General features: G+C 73.2%; 17 protein-coding genes. 6 read left to right on the top strand and 11 right to left on the bottom strand.

Annotation, left to right across the window (positions count from 1 at the left end; genetic code table 11):
* Positions 1 to 40: 40 nt before the first annotated feature.
* On the top strand, positions 41 to 625 hold the full coding sequence (locus tag ACWPOB_RS18030; RefSeq protein WP_455401665.1) for a hypothetical protein: 585 nt from the start codon (positions 41 to 43) through the stop codon (positions 623 to 625).
* Positions 622 to 1,959: an alpha/beta-hydrolase family protein gene (locus ACWPOB_RS18025; RefSeq protein ID WP_455401664.1), complete on the top strand. Its 1,338-nt coding sequence runs from the start codon at positions 622 to 624 to the stop codon at positions 1,957 to 1,959. Before ACWPOB_RS18030 ends, ACWPOB_RS18025 begins: the two co-directional genes overlap by 4 nt.
* A gap of 30 nt (positions 1,960 to 1,989) precedes the next feature.
* Here the strand turns inward: ACWPOB_RS18025 and gatA are convergent, their stop codons facing one another.
* Together gatA and gatC are read right to left on the bottom strand one after the other, a co-directional pair.
* Positions 1,990 to 3,465: an Asp-tRNA(Asn)/Glu-tRNA(Gln) amidotransferase subunit GatA gene (gatA, locus tag ACWPOB_RS18020; protein WP_100058103.1), complete on the bottom strand. Its 1,476-nt coding sequence runs from the start codon at positions 3,463 to 3,465 to the stop codon at positions 1,990 to 1,992.
* Positions 3,462 to 3,761 carry an Asp-tRNA(Asn)/Glu-tRNA(Gln) amidotransferase subunit GatC gene (gene gatC, locus ACWPOB_RS18015; protein ID WP_029544440.1) on the bottom strand — a complete coding sequence of 100 codons (300 nt, stop codon included), beginning with the start codon at positions 3,759 to 3,761 and terminating at the stop codon, positions 3,462 to 3,464. The genes gatA and gatC overlap by 4 nt, the downstream gene beginning before the upstream one ends.
* A gap of 291 nt (positions 3,762 to 4,052) precedes the next feature.
* Between gatC and ACWPOB_RS18010 the strand changes: the two genes are divergently transcribed.
* The gene (locus tag ACWPOB_RS18010) at positions 4,053 to 4,703 is read left to right on the top strand and encodes an amino acid-binding protein (RefSeq protein WP_455401663.1); all 651 of its coding nucleotides are present in this window, start codon (positions 4,053 to 4,055) and stop codon (positions 4,701 to 4,703) included.
* Between the two features lie 10 nt (positions 4,704 to 4,713).
* Here the strand turns inward: ACWPOB_RS18010 and ACWPOB_RS18005 are convergent, their stop codons facing one another.
* From ACWPOB_RS18005 to ACWPOB_RS17965, 9 genes are all read right to left on the bottom strand, one after another.
* Positions 4,714 to 5,202 carry a GNAT family N-acetyltransferase gene (locus ACWPOB_RS18005; RefSeq protein ID WP_455401662.1) on the bottom strand — a complete coding sequence of 163 codons (489 nt, stop codon included), beginning with the start codon at positions 5,200 to 5,202 and terminating at the stop codon, positions 4,714 to 4,716.
* A 79-nt stretch (positions 5,203 to 5,281) separates the two neighbouring features.
* Positions 5,282 to 7,405, bottom strand: coding sequence for an NAD-dependent DNA ligase LigA (gene ligA / locus ACWPOB_RS18000; RefSeq protein WP_455401661.1), 2,124 nt, complete (start codon positions 7,403 to 7,405; stop codon positions 5,282 to 5,284).
* 10 nt (positions 7,406 to 7,415) lie between these two features.
* Positions 7,416 to 8,477 (bottom strand): methionine synthase, encoded by a 1,062-nt coding sequence (locus ACWPOB_RS17995; protein WP_455401660.1) that lies wholly within the window; start codon positions 8,475 to 8,477, stop codon positions 7,416 to 7,418.
* Positions 8,474 to 9,568: a tRNA 2-thiouridine(34) synthase MnmA gene (gene mnmA / locus ACWPOB_RS17990; protein WP_455401659.1), complete on the bottom strand. Its 1,095-nt coding sequence runs from the start codon at positions 9,566 to 9,568 to the stop codon at positions 8,474 to 8,476. The genes ACWPOB_RS17995 and mnmA overlap by 4 nt, the downstream gene beginning before the upstream one ends.
* Positions 9,569 to 9,573: 5 nt before the next feature.
* A complete protein-coding gene (locus ACWPOB_RS17985; protein WP_455401658.1) occupies positions 9,574 to 10,800 on the bottom strand; it encodes a cysteine desulfurase family protein in 1,227 nt (408 codons plus the stop codon).
* 42 nt (positions 10,801 to 10,842) lie between these two features.
* Entirely contained in the window at positions 10,843 to 11,742 is a 900-nt protein-coding gene (locus tag ACWPOB_RS17980; protein ID WP_455401657.1) for a lysophospholipid acyltransferase family protein, read from the bottom strand.
* Positions 11,739 to 12,581 (bottom strand): GNAT family N-acetyltransferase, encoded by an 843-nt coding sequence (locus tag ACWPOB_RS17975; protein ID WP_455401656.1) that lies wholly within the window; start codon positions 12,579 to 12,581, stop codon positions 11,739 to 11,741. Before ACWPOB_RS17975 ends, ACWPOB_RS17980 begins: the two co-directional genes overlap by 4 nt.
* Before the next feature lie 138 nt (positions 12,582 to 12,719).
* Positions 12,720 to 13,676, bottom strand: coding sequence for an electron transfer flavoprotein subunit alpha/FixB family protein (locus ACWPOB_RS17970; RefSeq protein ID WP_006933196.1), 957 nt, complete (start codon positions 13,674 to 13,676; stop codon positions 12,720 to 12,722).
* 46 nt (positions 13,677 to 13,722) lie between these two features.
* Complete coding sequence (locus tag ACWPOB_RS17965; RefSeq protein WP_100057899.1) at positions 13,723 to 14,508, bottom strand: electron transfer flavoprotein subunit beta/FixA family protein; 786 nt, start codon at positions 14,506 to 14,508, stop codon at positions 13,723 to 13,725.
* A 230-nt stretch (positions 14,509 to 14,738) separates the two neighbouring features.
* Here ACWPOB_RS17965 and ACWPOB_RS17960 point away from each other — a divergent pair, with 230 nt between their 5' ends.
* The 3 genes from ACWPOB_RS17960 to ACWPOB_RS17950 are packed head-to-tail and all read left to right on the top strand — an operon-like array spanning position 14,739 to position 18,312.
* Positions 14,739 to 15,518 (top strand): class I SAM-dependent methyltransferase, encoded by a 780-nt coding sequence (locus tag ACWPOB_RS17960; protein ID WP_455401655.1) that lies wholly within the window; start codon positions 14,739 to 14,741, stop codon positions 15,516 to 15,518.
* On the top strand, positions 15,515 to 17,071 hold the full coding sequence (locus ACWPOB_RS17955) for a 1,4-alpha-glucan branching protein domain-containing protein (RefSeq protein ID WP_455401654.1): 1,557 nt from the start codon (positions 15,515 to 15,517) through the stop codon (positions 17,069 to 17,071). The genes ACWPOB_RS17960 and ACWPOB_RS17955 overlap by 4 nt, the downstream gene beginning before the upstream one ends.
* On the top strand, positions 17,068 to 18,312 hold the full coding sequence (locus tag ACWPOB_RS17950; RefSeq protein WP_455401653.1) for a glycosyltransferase family 4 protein: 1,245 nt from the start codon (positions 17,068 to 17,070) through the stop codon (positions 18,310 to 18,312). The genes ACWPOB_RS17955 and ACWPOB_RS17950 overlap by 4 nt, the downstream gene beginning before the upstream one ends.
* Position 18,313 lies beyond the last annotated feature (1 nt).

The raw sequence follows: 18,313 nt of genomic DNA, 5'->3' as shown, positions 1-18,313 counted from the left end.
GGGATCCGCGGCGGTCCCCGTCGTTCCTAACGTCCGTGCCATGCGCAGACGAGCGACGACAGCGATGGTGGGTACGGCCGCGGCGCTGTGCCTGGGAACCGTTTGGGCGCAGGCGGGTCCGGAGGGGCAGCCGAGGCCGCACGGGGGCCCCACGGCGGCGACGGTGGCGGCGCTGTCCGACGGCGACACCGCGGCGGCGCTCGAGGCCTTCCCGACCGGCTTCGAGCCGGCGATGCACTACCGTCCGGTCACCGAGGACGGGATCCTGGTGGATCCCCTCGGGGGCTGCTCCTCCCCCGTTCCCCTGCCGGAGTTCTTCGAAACACCTTGCCGTGAACACGATCTCGGCTACGACCTGCTGCGATACGCCCGGTCGTCGGGACACGAACCGGGTCCGCAGGCGCGGCGCGGCCTGGACGCCCGGCTGAGCCAGCACCTGCACGAGGCGTGCCGCACGGCGGCTCCCGGCGACGGCTGGTGCGTCCTCACCGCGGATGTGGCGTCGATTGCCGTGCGGTTCAATTCGTGGCGGCAACGCGACGCGGCACCGGTTCCCGAGTCACCGCTGCCGTACGCGGCCGCGGTGTGGACGCTGGCCGCGGCGGCGCGGTGGGCGGTGCGATGAGTGCGCCCGCGGCGTCCGTGGCCGCGGACGCGGGGGTCGATTCGCTCGCGCGGCGCTGCCCGCGGGTGGCGACGACCGTGGCGGTGACGATCGCGGTGTGGGTCTCGCTCGCGCCGTCGCTGCTGCCCCGTGCGGCCCTGGCGCAGGCTGCTGCCTCCGGATGCGCCGCCGCGGCCGCGGCGGTGGCCGCCGGGGTGCGCCGCCGGCGGCACGGGGGATCCGCGCGGCCCGGGGCCGCGCGGCCGGTGGCGCTGGTCGTCGCGGCGGTCGCGCTCGGGTGGGCGGTGCTCGCCGCGGCGCAGTGGCAGGACGCGTTGCGGGCGTCGATGGGGCGACCACCCACCGGTCCGACGCACTGGATCGTTGTATGTACCTGTGCCCCATTGATATTCGCTGCATTACGGGTAATCGGCCGGGTTCCGGGGGCGTGGCACCGGCGGGCCGGCACCCGCGCGGTCGCGGCCACGGCCGTCACGGTCGCCGTGGGCATCGGCGTCGCGGTTGCGCCCGTGGGGGTCGGGCAGGCAGACCCGGTCGCGACGCCCGTCGCCGCCGCGGTGGCCGGCGGTCCGTCGTCCCTGGTGTCCTGGGCGTCCCTGGGCGACGAGGGCCGCCGTTTCGTGAGCCTCGACGCGCATCCCGGCGCGATCCGCACGTACGTGGGGCTCGGATCCGCTCCGGACGCCCGGTCGCGCGCCGCGCTGGCCGTGCGTGAACTCGACCGCGCCGGCGGGTTCGCCCGCGCCCACGTCGTGGTGGCGGTGCCCACCGGCTCGGGCTGGATCGACCCCGGCGCGGTGCGGGGGTTCGACACGGTGTTCGGCGGCGACGTCGCGCTCGTGGCGCAGCAGTACTCGGCCGCGCCGAGCTGGGTGACGTTCCTGTTCGACCGGAACGCGGCCGCGGCGTCGGCCCGCGCCCTCCTGACGGCCGTGCGCGCCCACATCGACACCCTGGACCCGGTCCGGCGCCCGCAGCTGCACGTGTACGGGCAGAGCCTCGGGTCGATCGGGGGCAGCGCCGCACTCGCCGATCACGCATCGGCCGCGGCGGGACCCTGCGCGGCGATCTGGGCCGGTCCACCGGCGGGCGCGGTGCGCACGGCCGGGGCGATCGTCACCGCGAACACGTCGGATCCGGTGGTGTGGTGGCAGCCGTCGCTGCTGTGGTCCCCGCCCGACCTGTCCCGCGCGCGACGCGACGCGCCCGTGCCGCGGTGGCTGCCGGTGGTCAGTTTCGTGCAGGCGACGCTGGACCTGCCGGTGGCGCTGGACGCGGCCCCCGGTCACGGGCACCGCTACGGCCCGGACCAGGCCCGGTGCGACCGCCCCTGACCGGGACGGCGCACCGGGCCTCGGCCGGACTCAGGCGACGATCGGGCCGCGTGCGGCCTCGAACGCGGCGCCGACGCGGTAGAGCCGCTCGTCGGCGAGCGCCGGGGCCATGATCTGCAGGCCGACGGGCAGCCCGTCGTCGGCGGACAGCCCGGACGGCACGGACATCGCGCAGTGCCCGGCGAGGTTGGTCGGCAGCGTGCACAGGTCCGACAGGTACATCGCCAGCGGATCGTCGACCTTCTCGCCGATCTTCCACGGGGTGAACGGGCTGGTCGGCGAGACGAGGACGTCGACCTGCTCGTACGCCTTCTCGAAGTCCCGCGCGATGAGGGTGCGGACCTTGAGCGCCTGCCCGTAGTAGGCCTCGTAGTAGCCGGAGGACAGCGCGTAGGTGCCGATCATGATGCGGCGCTTGACCTCCTTCCCGAACCCGGCGGCCCGGGTGGCGGCCATGACCTGCTCGGCGCTCATCGTGCCGTCGTCGACGCGCAGGCCGTAGCGCATGGCGTCGAAGCGGGCGAGGTTGGACGAGACCTCGGACGGCAGGATCAGGTAGTACGAGGCGAGCGCGTACTCGAAGTGCGGGCAGGAGACCTCGACGACCTCGGCGCCGAGCTCGGTGAGCGTGGCCACGGCCGCGTCGAAGGACGCCAGCACGCCCGGCTGGTAGCTGTCCGAGTGCAACTCCTTGACGACGCCGACGCGCAGGCCCTTCAGGTCGCCCTGCGCGCCCTCACGGGCCGCCCGGACGACCGGCCGGACGGGCGCGTCCACCGACGTGGAGTCGCGCGGGTCGTGGCCGGCGATCACCTCGTGCAGCAGCGCCGTGTCGAGCACGGTGCGGCCGCACGGGCCGCCCTGGTCGAGCGACGACGCGCACGCGACGAGGCCGAACCGGGAGACCGTGCCGTAGGTGGGCTTGGTGCCGACCGTGGCGGTGACGGCGGCGGGCTGGCGGATCGAGCCGCCGGTATCGGTGCCGATGGCCAGGGGCGCCTGGTAGGACGCCAGCGCGGCCGCGGAACCACCGCCGGAACCGCCGGGGATCCGGGTGGTGTCCCACGGGTTGCGGGTGGGACCGAAGGCGGAGTTCTCGGTGGACGATCCCATCGCGAACTCGTCCATGTTGGTCTTGCCCAGGATGGGGATGCCGGCCCGCCGCAGCTTCGTCGTCAGGGTCGCGTCGTACGGCGACATCCAGCCCTCGAGGATCTTCGAGGCGCACGTGGTGGGCATGTCGGTCGTGGTGAACACGTCCTTGAGGGCGATCGGCACGCCCGCGAGCGGCGATGCCGGGCTCTCGCCCGCGGCGACCGCGCGGTCGACCTCCGCGGCGGCGGCCAGCGCCTGCTCCCCCGCGACGTGCAGGAAGGCGTGGTAGTCGCCGTCGACCTCGGCGATGCGGTCGAGGTGAGCCTGGGTGACCTCGACCGACGAGACGTCGCCGGAGTGGATGCGGTCGGCGAGGTCGGCCGCGCCCAGCCGGGTCAGGTCGGTGCTCATTCGCCCTCCCCCAGGATCTGCGGGACGGAGAAGCGGCCGTCCTCGACGAGCGGCGCGGCGGCGAGCGCCTGCTCCGGCGTCAGGCCCGGACGCACCTCGTCGGGGCGGGTCACGTTGGTCACCGCGTTCGGGTTGGCCATCGGCGCCACATCGTCCGCAGCCACCTCCGACACGGCCTTGACGTGGCTGAGGATCGTATCCAGCTGGCCGGCGAACTCGTCGAGTTCGGCGTCGGTCAGCGCGAGCCGGGACAACCGGGCGAGGTGCGCGACCTCGTCACGGGAGATGGCAGGCACCTTCGGTGACCCCTTTCCGATGAAGAAACGAACGTCCCGTCCAGGGTAGTGCGTGCCGACCGGGACGGTTTCGCCGGTTCCCCGGACCCGCGCCGGCCGCCCGTCGTGTTGCAGTTCGGAGAAACACCTGTGTCGTTCGTGTGACAACGCCCGCGTGACCGGCGGTTTCCTGTCTCGTCTCGGCGCAGCACCGCCGGACCGGCATCCGGCGGTGCTGCGGGGGTGAAAAGATGGTGTCCGTCGCCGGCCGAGCGCCTCGGCCGTGACTTCGGAATCGGGGAAAGGACGCACGTGTCGTACCTGTTACGCGTCCAGCTTCCCGACCGTCCGGGCAGCCTCGGTTCACTCGCCGTCGCGCTCGGTTCGGTCGGTGCGGACATCCTCTCGCTGGACGTCGTCGAACGCGGCGCCGGCTTCGCGATCGACGATCTCGTCGTCGACGTCGACGCCGGGTCGCTGCCGGACACGCTCATCACGGCCGCCGAACGCCTCGAGGGCGTGACGGTGGACTCGATCCGTCCCTACGCGGGAATCCTCGACACCCACCGCGAACTCGAGCTGATCGATCAGGTCGCCGCCGCGCGCCACGATCGGCTGCAGGTGCTCGTCGACGGCGCGCCCCGGGTGCTGCGCGTCGGCTGGGCGACCGTCGTCGACACCGGCCCGTACGGGGTGTACCGGGTGGTCGGCAGTTCCGGCGCCCCCGAGACCCGGCCGGCGGAGGTGCCGTGGATGCCGCTCGAGAAGCCGGTGCTGCTCGACCACGAGGGCGAGTGGGTGCCCGACCTGTGGCGAGCGATGAACACGACCCTGGCGGCGGCGCCCCTGGGGACCCAGGGCCGGGTGCTGATGCTCGGCCGGCCCGGCGGCCCGGAGTTCCGCCCGTCCGAGGTGGCCCGGCTCGGCTACCTGGCCGGCATCATCGGAACCGTCCTCGGCTGAGCGGAACGGCTCAGACCAGCTCCCGGACCAGGGTGCTCAGCTCGACGCCGGGCACCGGCGTCCAGTCCCGCTCGGCGACGGGGACGAATCCGTTGCGGTCGTAGATGCGGCGCGCGTCGACCATGTCCGGCTGCGTGGAGAGCACCACGGCGCGATCGCCGCGATCGTAGGCGGTGTCGAGGACGTGCCGCACCAGCGCCGACCCGACACCCCGGCCCCGCGCCGACGGCGCGACGGCCAGCATCCGGAACTCGAGCTCGCCCTTCTCGGCGATGTTGGCGAAGCGCGACGCCGGCTCCGCCAGCGTCACGGACCCGACGATCTCGCCGTCGGCGAGCGCGACCACCACCTCGGCGTGCTTATCGCGGGTGGCGGTGTCGCGCAGACGCTCGGCGTACGGGTCGTCGGGCTCGACGAATCCGCCGCCGACGTACACGTCGACGGTGAGGGCGCCGACGGCGTCGTACTCGTCCGGGCTCACGTGTCTGATCTCGATCACTGGAGGACTATTGCAGTGCCCGCCCCTTCCACCCAAACGGTTTCCGGGCGATCTCCGTCACACCGGCTCCGGCCGCCGGTCAGCTCTCGAGCTCTCCGAACTCCTCCTCGATCGCGTCCTGGCCACCCGAGACACCGTCCGGACCGAGTTCGAGCAGCCGGCGGAACCCGTCCTCGTCGAGGACGGGGACGCCCAGCTCGGCCGCCTTGTCGGCCTTCGTTCCCGGGGCATCGCCGACGACGACGAACGCGGTCTTCTTCGACACCGACCCGGCCGCCTTGCCGCCGCGGAGCAGGATCGCCTCCTTGGCCTGATCCCGCGAGAAGCCCTCGAGCGATCCGGTGACGACGATCGACAGGCCCTCGAGGGTCCGTTCGATGGATTCGTCGCGCTCGTCGAGCATGCGCACCCCCGCCGCGCGCCACTTCTCGACGATCGCGACGTGCCAGTCGACGGCGAACCATTCACCCAGGGCCGCAGCGATGGTCGGTCCCACCCCCTCGACGGCGGCGAGCTCGTCCACGGACGCCTCGCGGATCCGGTCGAGGCTGCCGAATTCGGTGGCCAGCGCCCGCGCGGCGGTCGGGCCGACGTGCCGGATCGATAGTGCCACCAGCACCCGCCACAGCGGCTTGTCCTTGGCTGCTTGAAGATTCGCGAGCAGGCGCTTGCCGTTGGCGGACAGCGCCCCCGCCTTGGTGCGGAAGAGCGACGTCCGCAGCAGGTCGTCCGCGGTCAGGTCGAACAGGTCACCCTCGTCGGCGATCGCCCCGGCCTCGAGCAGCGCGGTGGCCGCCTCGTAGCCGAGCGCCTCGATGTCGAACGCGCCGCGGCCCGCGACGTGGAAGACCCGCTCGCGCAACTGCGCGGGGCAGTGCCGCTGGTTGGGGCAGCGCAGGTCCACGTCACCCTCCTTGGCGGGGGCGAGCGGTGTCCCGCACTCGGGGCATTCGGTGGGCATGACGAACTCGCGTTCGGTGCCGTCGCGCAGGTCCACCACCGGGCCGAGCACCTCGGGGATGACGTCACCGGCCTTGCGCAGCACCACGGTGTCGCCGATGAGCACGCCCTTGCGTGCCACCTCCGCCGCGTTGTGCAGGGTGGCGAGGGAGACCGTCGACCCGGCGACCGTGACCGGTTCCATGTAGGCGAACGGGGTGACCCGGCCCGTGCGGCCGACGCTGACGCGGATGTCGAGCAACGTGGTGGTCACCTCCTCCGGCGGGTACTTGTAGGCGATCGCCCACCGGGGTGCGCGCGAGGTGGTGCCGAGCCGGCGCTGCAGGGACACCTCGTCGACCTTGACGACGAGCCCGTCGATCTCGTGTTCGACGTCGTGGCGGTGCTCGCCCCAGTACCGCATCCGGGCGACGACCTCCTCGACGCCGACGACGCGGGCGGTGTGCCCGGAGACCGGCAGCCCCCAGGCGGCGAGGGCGGCGTAGGACTGCGACAGCGACACCGGCTCGAATCCCTCGGCGCGGCCGAGCCCGTGGCAGATCATCCCGAGGCGGCGCCGCGCGGTCACCGCGGGGTTCTTCTGCCGCAGCGATCCGGCCGCCGTGTTGCGCGGATTGGCGAACGGGGCCTTGCCCTCGGCGACGAGGGCGGCGTTGAGCGCGTGGAAATCCTCGAGCCGGAAGTACACCTCGCCCCGCACCTCGAGAACCCGGGGGACGGGGAATTCTTCGGTGGCGATGAGCCTTTCGGGGATGTCGTCGATCGTGAGAGCGTTGAGCGTGACCTCCTCCCCGGTGCGGCCGTCGCCGCGGGTGGCGGCACGGCGCAAGCGGCCGTCCTCGTACACCAGACTCAGCGCGACGCCGTCGATCTTCACCTCGCACAGGTAGTGCAGGTCCGGACCCGTCTCGGCCTCGACGCGGGAAACCCAGGCGCGCAGTTCGTCCTCGGTGAAGACGTTGTCGAGGCTGAGCATCCGCTCGAGGTGGTCGACGGCGGTGAAGTCGGTGGCGAAGCCCCCACCGACGAGCTGCGTCGGGGAGTCCGGGACGCGCAGGTCCGGGTAGTCGTCCTCGAGCTGCTTCAGCGCGCCGAGCAACTGGTCGAAGGCGCCGTCGGAGATGGTCGGCGCGTCGCGCACGTAGTAGCGGAACTGGTGCTCGCGCACCTCCTCCGCGAGCTGCTGCCAGCGCTCGCGCACGTCGGGCGGAGCTTGGGTGGGCGCGTCCGTCGATTCACTCACGCCGGAAAGACTAGTCGAGCGATACGACGTTCCCGGCCGCTCCGGAGCCGAGCGATTCCGGGTCGTCCGCGAACGCGGCGGCGACGTCGCGGGCGAGGCGCAGCGCCCGGCGCGCCCACGTGGGATCGGCGCCGGCCAGGCCGCAGCGCGGGGTGACCCCCACCGAGCGCAGCGTGGCGCGGGCGAAGCCGAGCCGGTCGATCAGCGTGAGCGCGGGGGCCGCGACGTCACGCCAGGTGGGGACGGCCGTGTCGGGTGCGGTGGACGGCACCAGCCCGAGCAGGAGGGTCGTTCCGGCGTCGATCAGCTCACCGATACCGTCGAGGTCGGCGGCGGTGAGCTGCGCGACGTCGAGGGCGACGGCGTCGACGCCGCTGCGGCGCAGCAACCCGGTGGGCACATCGGCGGCGCAGCAGTGCACCGCGACGGGCCGGCCGATCGCCGCGATCGCGGCCTCGAGCAGGTGCTGCGCCTCCGGCTCGGGAAGCGCCGGCACCGACTCGAGCTTCGTGCGTCCGGTCAGGGCCCCGGCGAGGACGGCGGGCAGCGCGGGCTCGTCGAGCTGGACTACCACGTCGGCGCCGAGGCGGCGAGTCAGTTCCGCGGCGTGCCGCGCCAGGCCCTCGCCGAGGGACTCGGCGACGTCGCGCACGGCGCCGCGATCGGTGAGCACCCGCCGGCCCCCGGCCAGCTCGGCGTGCGCGGCGAGGGTGAACGGGCCGGCGGACTGCACCTTCAGGAATCGACCGGGACCGAGACCCGCTGTCTCCCATGCCTCTTCGAGCGCATCGAGATCTCGGCGCAGCAGATCCCCGGCGCGGGCGGCGACCGCGCCGCGGCGACCGCCGAGCCGGTACCCGGTGGTGGACGTGTCGAGGTGCAGGTCGACCAGCAACGCGCCGGTGCGGCCGATGAGATCGGCCCCGAGCCCGCGGGCCGGCAGCTCGACCAGGTGCGGCAACGCCTCGAGCTCGCCGAGCACGGTCGCGGCCGATTCCCGGGCGTCGGTGCCGGGCCACGATCCGATGCCGGTTGCGACGCCGGACCAGGGGTTCGGGGTGTTCGCGGTCACCGGGACGTGGCCGCCGTGCCGGTACCGACGATGGTGCCGCTGCCGAGGACGACGTCGCCGCCCGCGTCCGGCCGGTACAGCACCACGGCCTGTCCGGTGGCGACGCCGGTGAGCGGTTCGCGCAGGGTCACCTCGAGACCGGTGCCGGCGGGCTCGGCGACGGCCGCCGCGACACCGCCGTGCGCGCGGACCTGCACGACGCATTCGACCGGTCCGGTCGGCGCGGCCCCGCTCGTCCACACCGCGCGCTCGGCACTGATCGCCCACACCTTCAGGTCTTCCGCGGTGCCCACCTTCACCGTGCCGGTGTCCGGCTCGATCGCGGTGACGTAGCGGGGGCGGCCGTCCGGGCCGGGACCGGCGATGCCCAGGCCCTTGCGCTGGCCGACCGTGAAGCCGTGCACCCCTTCGTGTTCGGCGAGCACGGCGCCGGACCGGGCGTCGACGACCCGGCCGGGACGCACCCCGATGCGGGCACCGAGGAACGCGCGGGTGTCACCGGAGGGGATGAAGCAGATGTCGTGACTGTCGGGCTTGTCCGCTACCGCGAGACCCCGCTCGGCCGCTTCGGCGCGGATCCGCTCCTTCGGGGTGTCCCCGACCGGGAACATCGCACGCGCGAGCTGGTCGGCCGTCAGCACACCGAGTACGTACGACTGGTCCTTGCCGGCGTCGACCGCGCGACGCAGGACACCGTCGTCGAGCCGGGCGTAGTGGCCGGTGGCGACCGCGTCGAAGCCGAGGGCGACGGCCCGGTCGGCGAGGGCCGCGAACTTGATCTTCTCGTTGCAGCGCAGGCACGGATTGGGGGTGTGGCCGGCGGCATAGGACTCGACGAAGTCGTCGATGACGTCTTCCTTGAACCGGTCGGCGAAATCCCAGACGTAGAACGGGATTCCGAGCACGTCGGCGGCGCGGCGCGCATCCCCGGCGTCCTCCTTGGAGCAGCAGCCCCGCGACCCGGTCCGCAGCGTGCCCGGCGCCGTGGACAGCGCCAGGTGCACGCCGACCACGTCGTGGCCGGCGTCGACCGCGCGGGCCGCGGCCACCGCCGAGTCCACGCCACCGCTCATTGCCGCGAGCACCCTCATCGACGTCACCTCTCTCGACTACCGGCGCCGGCCAGTCCGGCGGCCCGCGCCCGTCCCACCACCTGCGGCAGCGCCGCCACGACGGCCTCCACGTCGGCGCGAGTCGACGTGTGGCCCAACGAGAATCGCAACGACCCGCGGGCCGTGCGGGGGTCCGCACCCATTGCGACGAGCACATGGCTCGGCCGCGCCACCCCGGCGGTGCAGGCCGAACCGGTCGAGCACTCGATCCCGGCCGCGTCCAGCAGCATGAGCAGCGAATCGCCCTCGCAGCCGGGGAAGGTGAAGTGTGCGTTGCCGGGCAGGCGGTCCGCGCCGCGCGGGCCGTTGAGGACCGCGTCCGGGATCACGGCGGTCACACCGGCGATCAGTTCGTCGCGCAGCGTCGTGAGCGCGACGGTGCGTTCGCCGAGTTCGGCCGTCGCCTCGCGCAGCGCCGCGGCCATGCCGGCGATCCCGGCGGTGTCGTGGGTTCCCGACCGTACGTCGCGCTCGTGTCCGCCGCCGTGGGTGAGGGGCACGCACGGCACCTGCCGGCCCAGCAGCAGGGCACCGACGCCCTGGGGACCGCCGAACTTGTGCGCGGCGATCGTCATGGCGGCCAGCCCGCTCGCGGCGAAGTCCACGGGCAGATGACCGACCGCCTGCACGGCGTCGCTGTGCACGGGCACCCCGTACTCGGCGGCGACCGCGGTGAGCTCGGCGACGGGCATCACGGTGCCCACCTCGTTGTTGGCCCACATCACCGACACCAGGGCCGTCTCGTCGGCGTGCTCGGCGAGGGCCACCCGCAGCGCATCCGGCTCGACCCGTCCGTCGGCGTCGACGGCCAGCCAGGTCACCTCGGCGCCCTCGTGCGCGACGAGCCACTCGACGGCATCGAGCACGGCGTGGTGCTCGACGGCGCTCGCGATCACCCGGCGACGGCGCGGATCGGCGTCGCGGCGCGCCCAGTAGATGCCCTTGACCGCGAGGTTGTCGCCCTCGGTGCCGCCCGAGGTGAAGACGACCTCGGAGGGACGCGCGCCGAGGTCCGCGGCGATGGACTCCCGGGCCTCCTCGATGCGGCGCCGCGCCGCGCGGCCCGACCCGTGGAGGGACGACGCGTTGCCGACCGTCGCGAAGACCTCCGTCATCGCCGACACGGCCGCGGGCAGCATCGGGGTGGTCGCGGCGTGATCGAGGTAGACGGTCTTCGAGGTGCCGGAGGCTCCGGCGGGGTTCGAGGTCATGACCGAACCAGGATAGCGGGTCGGGGCTCGCGCCCGTCGCGCTCACCGTCCGGCCCGGAGCTCCTCGCGACCACGGGTGTCGTGGGCGGCGGCGGCCCGGCCGAGCCTGGCGAACTCGGCGCCGTCGTCGTGCCGGCGGCGCGCGGACCGTTCACACCGCGCGGCGAGGTCGCGGCGATCGGAGCCGGGCCGCTCGAGCGGAGCGAGCACCACCTCCGCCACCACGCCCCGGTGCCGCAGGAGCCGTCGCAGCGACGCTCCCATCGTCTCGTCGCCGACGAACGCCGGGCCGGTGGCGATCGTCCCGGCGGCGTCGGCGTACCGGAGCCCGACCGGCTGCACCGGGCGCTGCGCGTCGATCGCGGCCTGGAACAGTGCCGGACGGAACCCGCCGTATGCCCTGCCGCACCACGTCGTGCCCTCCGGGAACGCCGCGATCCGCTCCCCCGCCAGGAGGCGGTCGCGGATCCGCGACACCACGACGGGCAGGTCGCGCAGACGCTCGCGCTCGATGGGGATGACCCGCATGCGGCGGGCCAGCGCGCCGAGCAGCCCCCACTCGAGCAGGTCGCTGCGCGCGACGAACCCTGCCGGGGCAACCGCGGTGAGCACGAGCACGTCGGTCCAGGACACGTGCGGGGCGACGACGAGCACGCCCCCGCATCCCCCGTTGCCCCGGCCGTCGCGGTCCCGCAGGTCGGTCACCGTCAGCCGCAGCCCGGCACAGCGCAGCAGCACGCGGGCGAACGCACGCTGGGCGGCGAGGCGCCCCGGGCGGGGCAGGAGCCGGCCGGCCGTCAGCAACGGGGCGGTCGCCAGCACCGCCACCACGAGCACCCAGCGGGCCGCCGCCGTGACGAAACTCACTCGCCCCGGATCGGCCGGAAGGCAGCCGGTGCCGCAGGGACTGGCCGGCATCCAGGCGTGGGCGCGGGTGTTCACGCCCGCGCTCCTGCGGCCGCCTCGGCGCTCTCGGCGGCGGTCCGCAGCCGCTCGAGGTAGCGCGCGTTGGCTCCGGCGAGGCTCTGCAGCGCGACGAAGTCGGCCACCCCGAAGTCGGGGTCGTGGGCGGGCTCGCCGCAGATGCGAGCACCGAGCCGCAGATACCCGCGCAGCAGCGGCGGCAGCACCGGCCGCGTGGGTGACGGGATGTCGTCGAGGGGGCGGCCGTCGACGACGACCGGGGTCCGGGGAAGCACCCGCCGGGCCGGCTCGACGGAGTGCCGGGCCAGCAGCACGTCGCGCACGCCCCGGACGTTGGCGCCGGGCACGTCGGACGGGTGGGTGCGCATCGGCACCGACACGCAACCCATGACCCAGTTGTGCCCGGTGAGTTGCAGGTAGTGCAGGATCCCGGCCCACATCAGCGACAGGACCGAGCCGGAGCGGTGGGCGGGGTCGACGCAGGCGCGGCCCATCTCCACCGCCCGCAGACCGTCGGGATCGAGGGCGGTGAGATCGAATTCGGTGGCGGTGTAGTAGCCCCCGGCGGCGCGTGCGGCACCCGGCGGCAGCATCCGGTAGCAGCCCACCACCGCGCCGGTGTGGTTCTCGCGCACCAACAGGTGGTCGCAGTACTCGTCGAAGCGGTCGGCGTCGATGCCCGCGGGCATGCCTGCCGGGAGGTGGAATCCGGGTTCGGCGGCGAAGACGCGGTAACGCAGCCGCTGCGCGGCCTCACGATGTTCGCGGTCGGCGGACACGAGCAGGGAGTACCGCGGCCCCGACAGCACCGCCTCCGACAGTCCCGGGTTCCGGGCCGGCACCAGCAAAGTGGTCATGGCGCAATGTGTATCGAGCCGGTACGTCGCGGCAGGGGCGGCACGGTGTCGCCTCCGTGCACGTCCGGTGAACATGCCCGGGTACGCGTGCGGCCCCGCACCCTGGACGGGTGCGGGGCCGTGGCGGGACCTCGGGGATCAGCCCTTGTGCTTCTTGATCTCCTCGGTCAGCTGCGGAGCGACGTTGAACAGGTCGCCCACGACGCCGTAGTCCGCGATCTCGAAGATCGGGGCCTCTTCGTCCTTGTTGACCGCGACGATCGTCTTCGACGTCTGCATGCCGGCCCGGTGCTGGATGGCGCCGGAGATGCCCAGCGCCACGTACAGCTGCGGCGAGACGGTCTTGCCGGTCTGACCGACCTGGAACTGGCCCGGGTAGTAGCCGGAGTCGACGGCGGCGCGGGAGGCACCGACGGCGGCACCGAGCGAGTCGGCGAGGTCCTCGACGACGCTGAACTTGTCGGCGCTGCCGACGCCGCGGCCACCGGAGACGACGATCGACGCCTCGGTCAGCTCGGGACGGTCGCCGCCCACGATCGGGTTGCGCGCGGTGATCTTGACCGCGTTCTCCTCCTGCGCCGGAACCTCGACGTCCACGCGCTCGGCGGCGCCGGCCTGCGGCTGCGCCTCGACGGCACCCGGACGCACGGAGACGACCGGCACCTCGCCGTTGGCCTTGGCGTCGACGGTGTACGCGCCACCGAAGATCGAGTGCACGGCCGAGCCGTCGGACTTGACGTCGATGACGTCGCAGAGCAGGCCGGAGCCGATACGCGCGGCGAGGCGGCCCGACACCTCCTTGCCCTCGACGCTGGCCGCGGTGATCACCGCGGCGGGGCTGGCGGACTCCACGAGCGAGGCCAGCACGTCGACCTTCGGGGTCACCAGGTAGCCCTCGATGTCGTCGGACTCGGCGGCGTAGACCTTGGCGGCGCCGGCGGCGGCGAGCGCGTCCTGCAGCTTGTCGGCGGTGCCGGCCGGACCGGTCACGACCGCGGCGGGCTCACCCAGCGCACGGGCGGCGGTGATCAGCTCGGTGCTGACCTTCTTCAGCGCGCCCTCGGCGTGCTCGACGAGCACGAGTACTTCTGCCATTGCTCTTTCTCTCCCTTGGTATGTCTGCTGTGTCGCGTGGGCGCGATCAGATGATCTTCTGGCCGACGAGGTACGCGGCGATCTTGCTGCCGCCGTCGCCCTCGTCCGCGACGCGCTCACCAGCGGTACGCGGGGGCTTCGGGCTGACACCGGTGACGGTGCTGCCGGCGTTGGCCACGCCGAAGATCTCGGGGTCGAGCCCGATGTCGGCGAGAGTGAGGGCCTGAACTTCCTTCTTCTTGGCGGCCATGATGCCCTTGAAGGACGGGAAGCGGGGCTCGTTGATCTTCTCGGTGACCGAGACGATGGCCGGCAGCGTGGCCTCGAGGGTGAAGACACCCTCGTCGGTCTCGCGCTCGCCGCTGACCTTGCCGTCGGCGACGTTGAGCTTGCGCATGTGGGTCAGCTGCGGCAGGCCGAGGTACTCGGCGATGATCGCCGGCACGGCGCCCATCCGGCCGTCGGTGGCCTCGTTGCCGGCGATGACCAGGTCGACGCCCTCGATCTGGCCGAGAGCCGCCGCGAGCGCGTACGCGGTCTGGATCGCGTCGGAGCCGTGGATGGCCGGGTCGTTGACGTGGATGGCCTTGTCGGCACCCATGGACAGCGCCTTGCGGATCGCGTCGGTGGCGCGGTCCGGACCGGCGGTGAGCACGGTGACCTCCCCGCCGTCGCGCTCCTTGATGAGCAGGGCTTCCTCGACGGCGCGCTCGTTGATCTCGTCGAGCACCGCGTCGGCGGCCTCGCGATCGAGCGTGAAGTCGCCGTCGCTGAGCTTGCGCTCGGACCACGTGTCGGGGACCTGCTTGATCAAAACGACGATGTTCGTCATGGGTCTACGTCGACCTCCTGTGTATGACTGCCTGGGATCGGCGAGGCGCAACGCCTTGACCGAGCTCTCGTGCTTCGCACGGGGGTGTGCGATAGATTACCTCACGCTAAGTTACTCGCTGGTAACTTGGTTGGGAACCTCGTTCACCATAACCACACGAAGGGAGCCGCACGGCTGTGATCTGGACCACCGATGACGAGGTCGACAAAGGTGGGGCTAATGTCTGGGCGGTGAGCGAAACCCCCGTCCCCGCCGGCGACGCCCCTCAACTGCCACTCACCGGCGAGCGCACCGTTCCCGGTATCGCGGAGGAGAACTACTGGTTCCGCCGCCACGAGGTGGTCTACCGCGACCTGCTGCCCCGGTGCGCCGGCCGCACCGTGCTCGAGGCGGGCGCCGGCGAGGGCTACGGCGCCGACATGATCGCGGGCGTCGCCACCGCCGTCGTCGGCCTCGACTACGACGAGAGCGCCGTCGCGCACGTGCGCGCCCGCTACCCGCGCGTGGACATGCGGCACGCCAACCTCGCTGATCTGCCCCTCGCCGACGCCTCCGTGGACGTGGTCGTCAACTTCCAGGTCATCGAGCACCTGTGGGACCAGTCCGGGTTCCTGCGCGAATGCCACCGTGTGCTCCGGGACGGCGGCGAACTGCTGATCAGCACCCCCAACCGCATCACGTTCTCCCCCGGCCGCGACGCCCCGCTCAATCCGTTCCACACCCGCGAGCTGAACGCCGCCGAGCTCACCGAACTGCTCGAGGGCGCCGGCTTCCGCGTCGCCCTGACGACCGGGGTGCACCACGGCCCCGCCCTGCGCGACCTCGATGCCAAGCACGGCGGCTCCTTCATCGACGCCCAGATCGAGCGCGCTCTCGCCGGCGAGCCCTGGCCCGCCGGCCTGACCGCAGACGTCGCGGCCGTGACCGTCGACGACTTCCTCCTCGCGCCCGAGAACATCGACGCCAGTCTCGATCTCGTCGCGATCGCGGTGAAGGATCCGGCGCGGTGACCACTCCCGCCACCCGGCGGGAACCGGGACTGTTCGCGCTCGTGCTGCACTCGCACCTGCCGTGGCTCGCCCACCACGGTCGCTGGCCGGTCGGCGAGGAATGGCTCTACCAGTCCTGGGCCGCGACGTATCTCCCGGTGACCGACGTCCTGCGCCGGCTTGCCGCCGAGGGCCGCACGCGGCTGGTCACCCTGGGCGTGACGCCCGTGCTGGCCGCTCAGCTCGACGACCCCCACTGCCTGACCGGGATACACCACTGGCTCGGCAACTGGCAGCTGCGCGCCCACGAGGCCGCAGGCATGCGGGAGCCGGCCTACCGTGCGCTCGGAGCCCGCGAGCACCGGCAGGCCGCCGCAGCCCTCGAACAGTTCGAAACCCGTTGGCGCCACGGCGGATCCCCCGTCTTCCGCGAACTCGTCGACGCCGAGGCGGTCGAACTGCTGGGCGGGCCGCTGGCCCACCCCTTCCAGCCTCTGCTCGATCCCCGCCTGCGGGCGTTCTCGCTCGCCGAGGGCCTGGCCGACGCGCACGCCCGCTGGGCGCACACACCGCGGGGCATCTGGGCGCCCGAGTGCGCGTTCACCCCCGGCATGGAGGCCGGATACGCCACCGCCGGCGTCGGGCACTTCATGGTGGACGGTCCCGCCCTGCGCGGCGACACCTCGCTCGGCCGGACCGTGTGGGACTCCGACGTCGTCGCCTTCGGCCGGGACCTGCAGGTGTCCTACCGGGTCTGGTCGCCGAAGTCCGGCTACCCGGGCCACCCCGCCTACCGGGACTTCCACACCTACTGCCACGACACCGGGCTCAAGCCCGCCCGCGTGACCGGCCGCACCGTCGCCCCACAGGACAAGGCGCCCTACGACCCCGATCTGGCGTCCGCGGCCGTCGACCGCCACGTGGCCGACTTCGTCGACACGATCCGCGGCCGACTGCGCCGCGAGTCCGACCGCATCGGGCGCGACGCCCTGGTGGTCGCCGCCTTCGACACCGAGCTGTTCGGTCACTGGTGGCACGAGGGCCCGCTGTTCCTCGAACGGCTGCTCCGGGCGCTGCCGGAGGCGGGCATCGAGGTGGGCACTCTCGCCGACGCACGCGACCGCGGGTACGTGGGAGCACCCGTCGAACTGCACGACACCTCGTGGGGGTCCGGGAAGGACTGGCGGGTGTGGGCCGGCGAGCAGGTACGCGACCTCGTACAGCTCAACGAGGAGGTCGTGCGCACCACGCTCGACACCCTCGACAAGGCCCGCGGCGCCGCCGGGGCCGGGCGCCCCGCGCTGCGCAACCGGGTGCACGACCAGATGCTGCGCGAGGCGCTGCTGACGGTGTCGAGCGACTGGGCGTTCATGGTCAGCAAGGACACCGCGGCCGGCTACGCGCGGGACCGGGCCCACAAGCACGCCCACGCGTTGCGCGAGATCGCCGCGGCGGTCGCCGCAGGCCGCGACGAGACGGCGGCGGGCCTGGCCGCCGGCTGGAACCGAGCCGACAGTCTGTTCCCCGGGCTCGATGCCCGCCGCCTGCCCGACCGGATGGGAGCCCCCTCGTGAAGGTGCTGATCGTCTCCTGGGAGTACCCGCCCGTCGTCGTCGGCGGCCTCGGCCGGCACGTGCACCACCTCGCCACCGAGCTCGCCGCCGCCGGCCACGAGGTGGTCGTGCTCTCCCGGCGGCCGACCGGCACGGACGCCACCACCCACCCCACGATCAGCCACATCGCCGAGGGCGTGCTCGTGGTGGCCGTCGCCGAGGACCCGCCGCACTTCGACTTCGGCGAGGACATGCTCGCCTGGACGCTCGCGATGGGTCATGCCATGGTGCGGGCGGGGCTGAGCCTGACCAAGGGCGGCATCGGCGACGGCTGGTACCCGGACGTGGTGCACGCGCACGACTGGCTCGTCGCACACCCCGCCGTCGCGCTCGCCGAGTTCTTCGACGTACCGCTCGTGTCCACCCTGCACGCAAGCGAGGCCGGCCGGCACAGCGGCTGGCTGTCGGGCCGCGTGAACCGGCAGGTGCACTCGGTGGAGTGGTGGCTCGCCAACGAATCCGATCGGCTCATCACGTGTTCGGCATCGATGAACGAGGAGGTCGCCGCGCTCTACGGGCCGGACCTGCCGCCGGCGACGGTGATCCGCAACGGAATCGACGTCACCGCGTGGTCCTTCCGGGAGCGGGCGCCGCGTTCCGGGCCGCCGCAGCTGCTGTTCGTCGGCCGGCTCGAGTACGAGAAGGGCGTGCAGGACGCGATCGCCGCCCTGCCCCGGATCCGGCGCACGCACCCCGGTACCACCCTCGTCGTCGCCGGGGAGGGCACCCAGTTCGACTGGCTGCGCGAGCAGGCGCGCGTGCACCGCGTCGCGCGGTCGGTGACGTTCGTCGGCAACCTCGACCGCATCGAGCTGCTGGGCTGGCTGCACCGCGCCGATGCGATCGTCCTGCCGAGCCGCTACGAACCGTTCGGGATCATCGCACTCGAGGCCGCGGCCACCGGGACGCCCCTCGTCGCGTCGACGGCCGGCGGCCTCGGTGAGGCCGTCGTCGACGGCTCGACCGGACTCTCGTTCGCACCCGGCGACGTCGCCGGGCTGGCGTCGGCGGTCCGGCGGACCCTCGACGACCCCGCGGCCGCCCAGCGACGGGCGCGGGCGGCGCGCGAGCGGCTCACGGAGGACTTCGACTGGCGGCTGGTGGCCACCGAGACCGCGCAGGTGTACTCGGAGGCGAAACGTCGCGTGCGCCATCCGCTTCCGCGGCCGACGATTCCCCAGCGGCCATTGCCCGACCGGTGAC

The sequence above is a fragment of the Rhodococcus sp. 2H158 genome (assembly GCF_053764755.1).
Note: the sequence above shows the minus strand (reverse complement) of the source record. Positions and strands in the feature narration are given on the sequence as shown.

Coding starts and splice junctions, on each gene's coding strand:
- gatA (WP_100058103.1), bottom strand. CDS start 3,465: ATGAGCACCGACCTGACCCGGCTGGGCGCGGCCGACCTCGCCGACCGC.
- ACWPOB_RS17965 (WP_100057899.1), bottom strand. CDS start 14,508: ATGACGAACATCGTCGTTTTGATCAAGCAGGTCCCCGACACGTGGTCC.
- ACWPOB_RS18025 (WP_455401664.1), top strand. CDS start 622: ATGAGTGCGCCCGCGGCGTCCGTGGCCGCGGACGCGGGGGTCGATTCG.
- ACWPOB_RS17985 (WP_455401658.1), bottom strand. CDS start 10,800: ATGACCTCGAACCCCGCCGGAGCCTCCGGCACCTCGAAGACCGTCTAC.
- ACWPOB_RS18030 (WP_455401665.1), top strand. CDS start 41: ATGCGCAGACGAGCGACGACAGCGATGGTGGGTACGGCCGCGGCGCTG.
- mnmA (WP_455401659.1), bottom strand. CDS start 9,568: ATGAGGGTGCTCGCGGCAATGAGCGGTGGCGTGGACTCGGCGGTGGCC.
- ACWPOB_RS17975 (WP_455401656.1), bottom strand. CDS start 12,581: ATGACCACTTTGCTGGTGCCGGCCCGGAACCCGGGACTGTCGGAGGCG.
- ACWPOB_RS17970 (WP_006933196.1), bottom strand. CDS start 13,676: ATGGCAGAAGTACTCGTGCTCGTCGAGCACGCCGAGGGCGCGCTGAAG.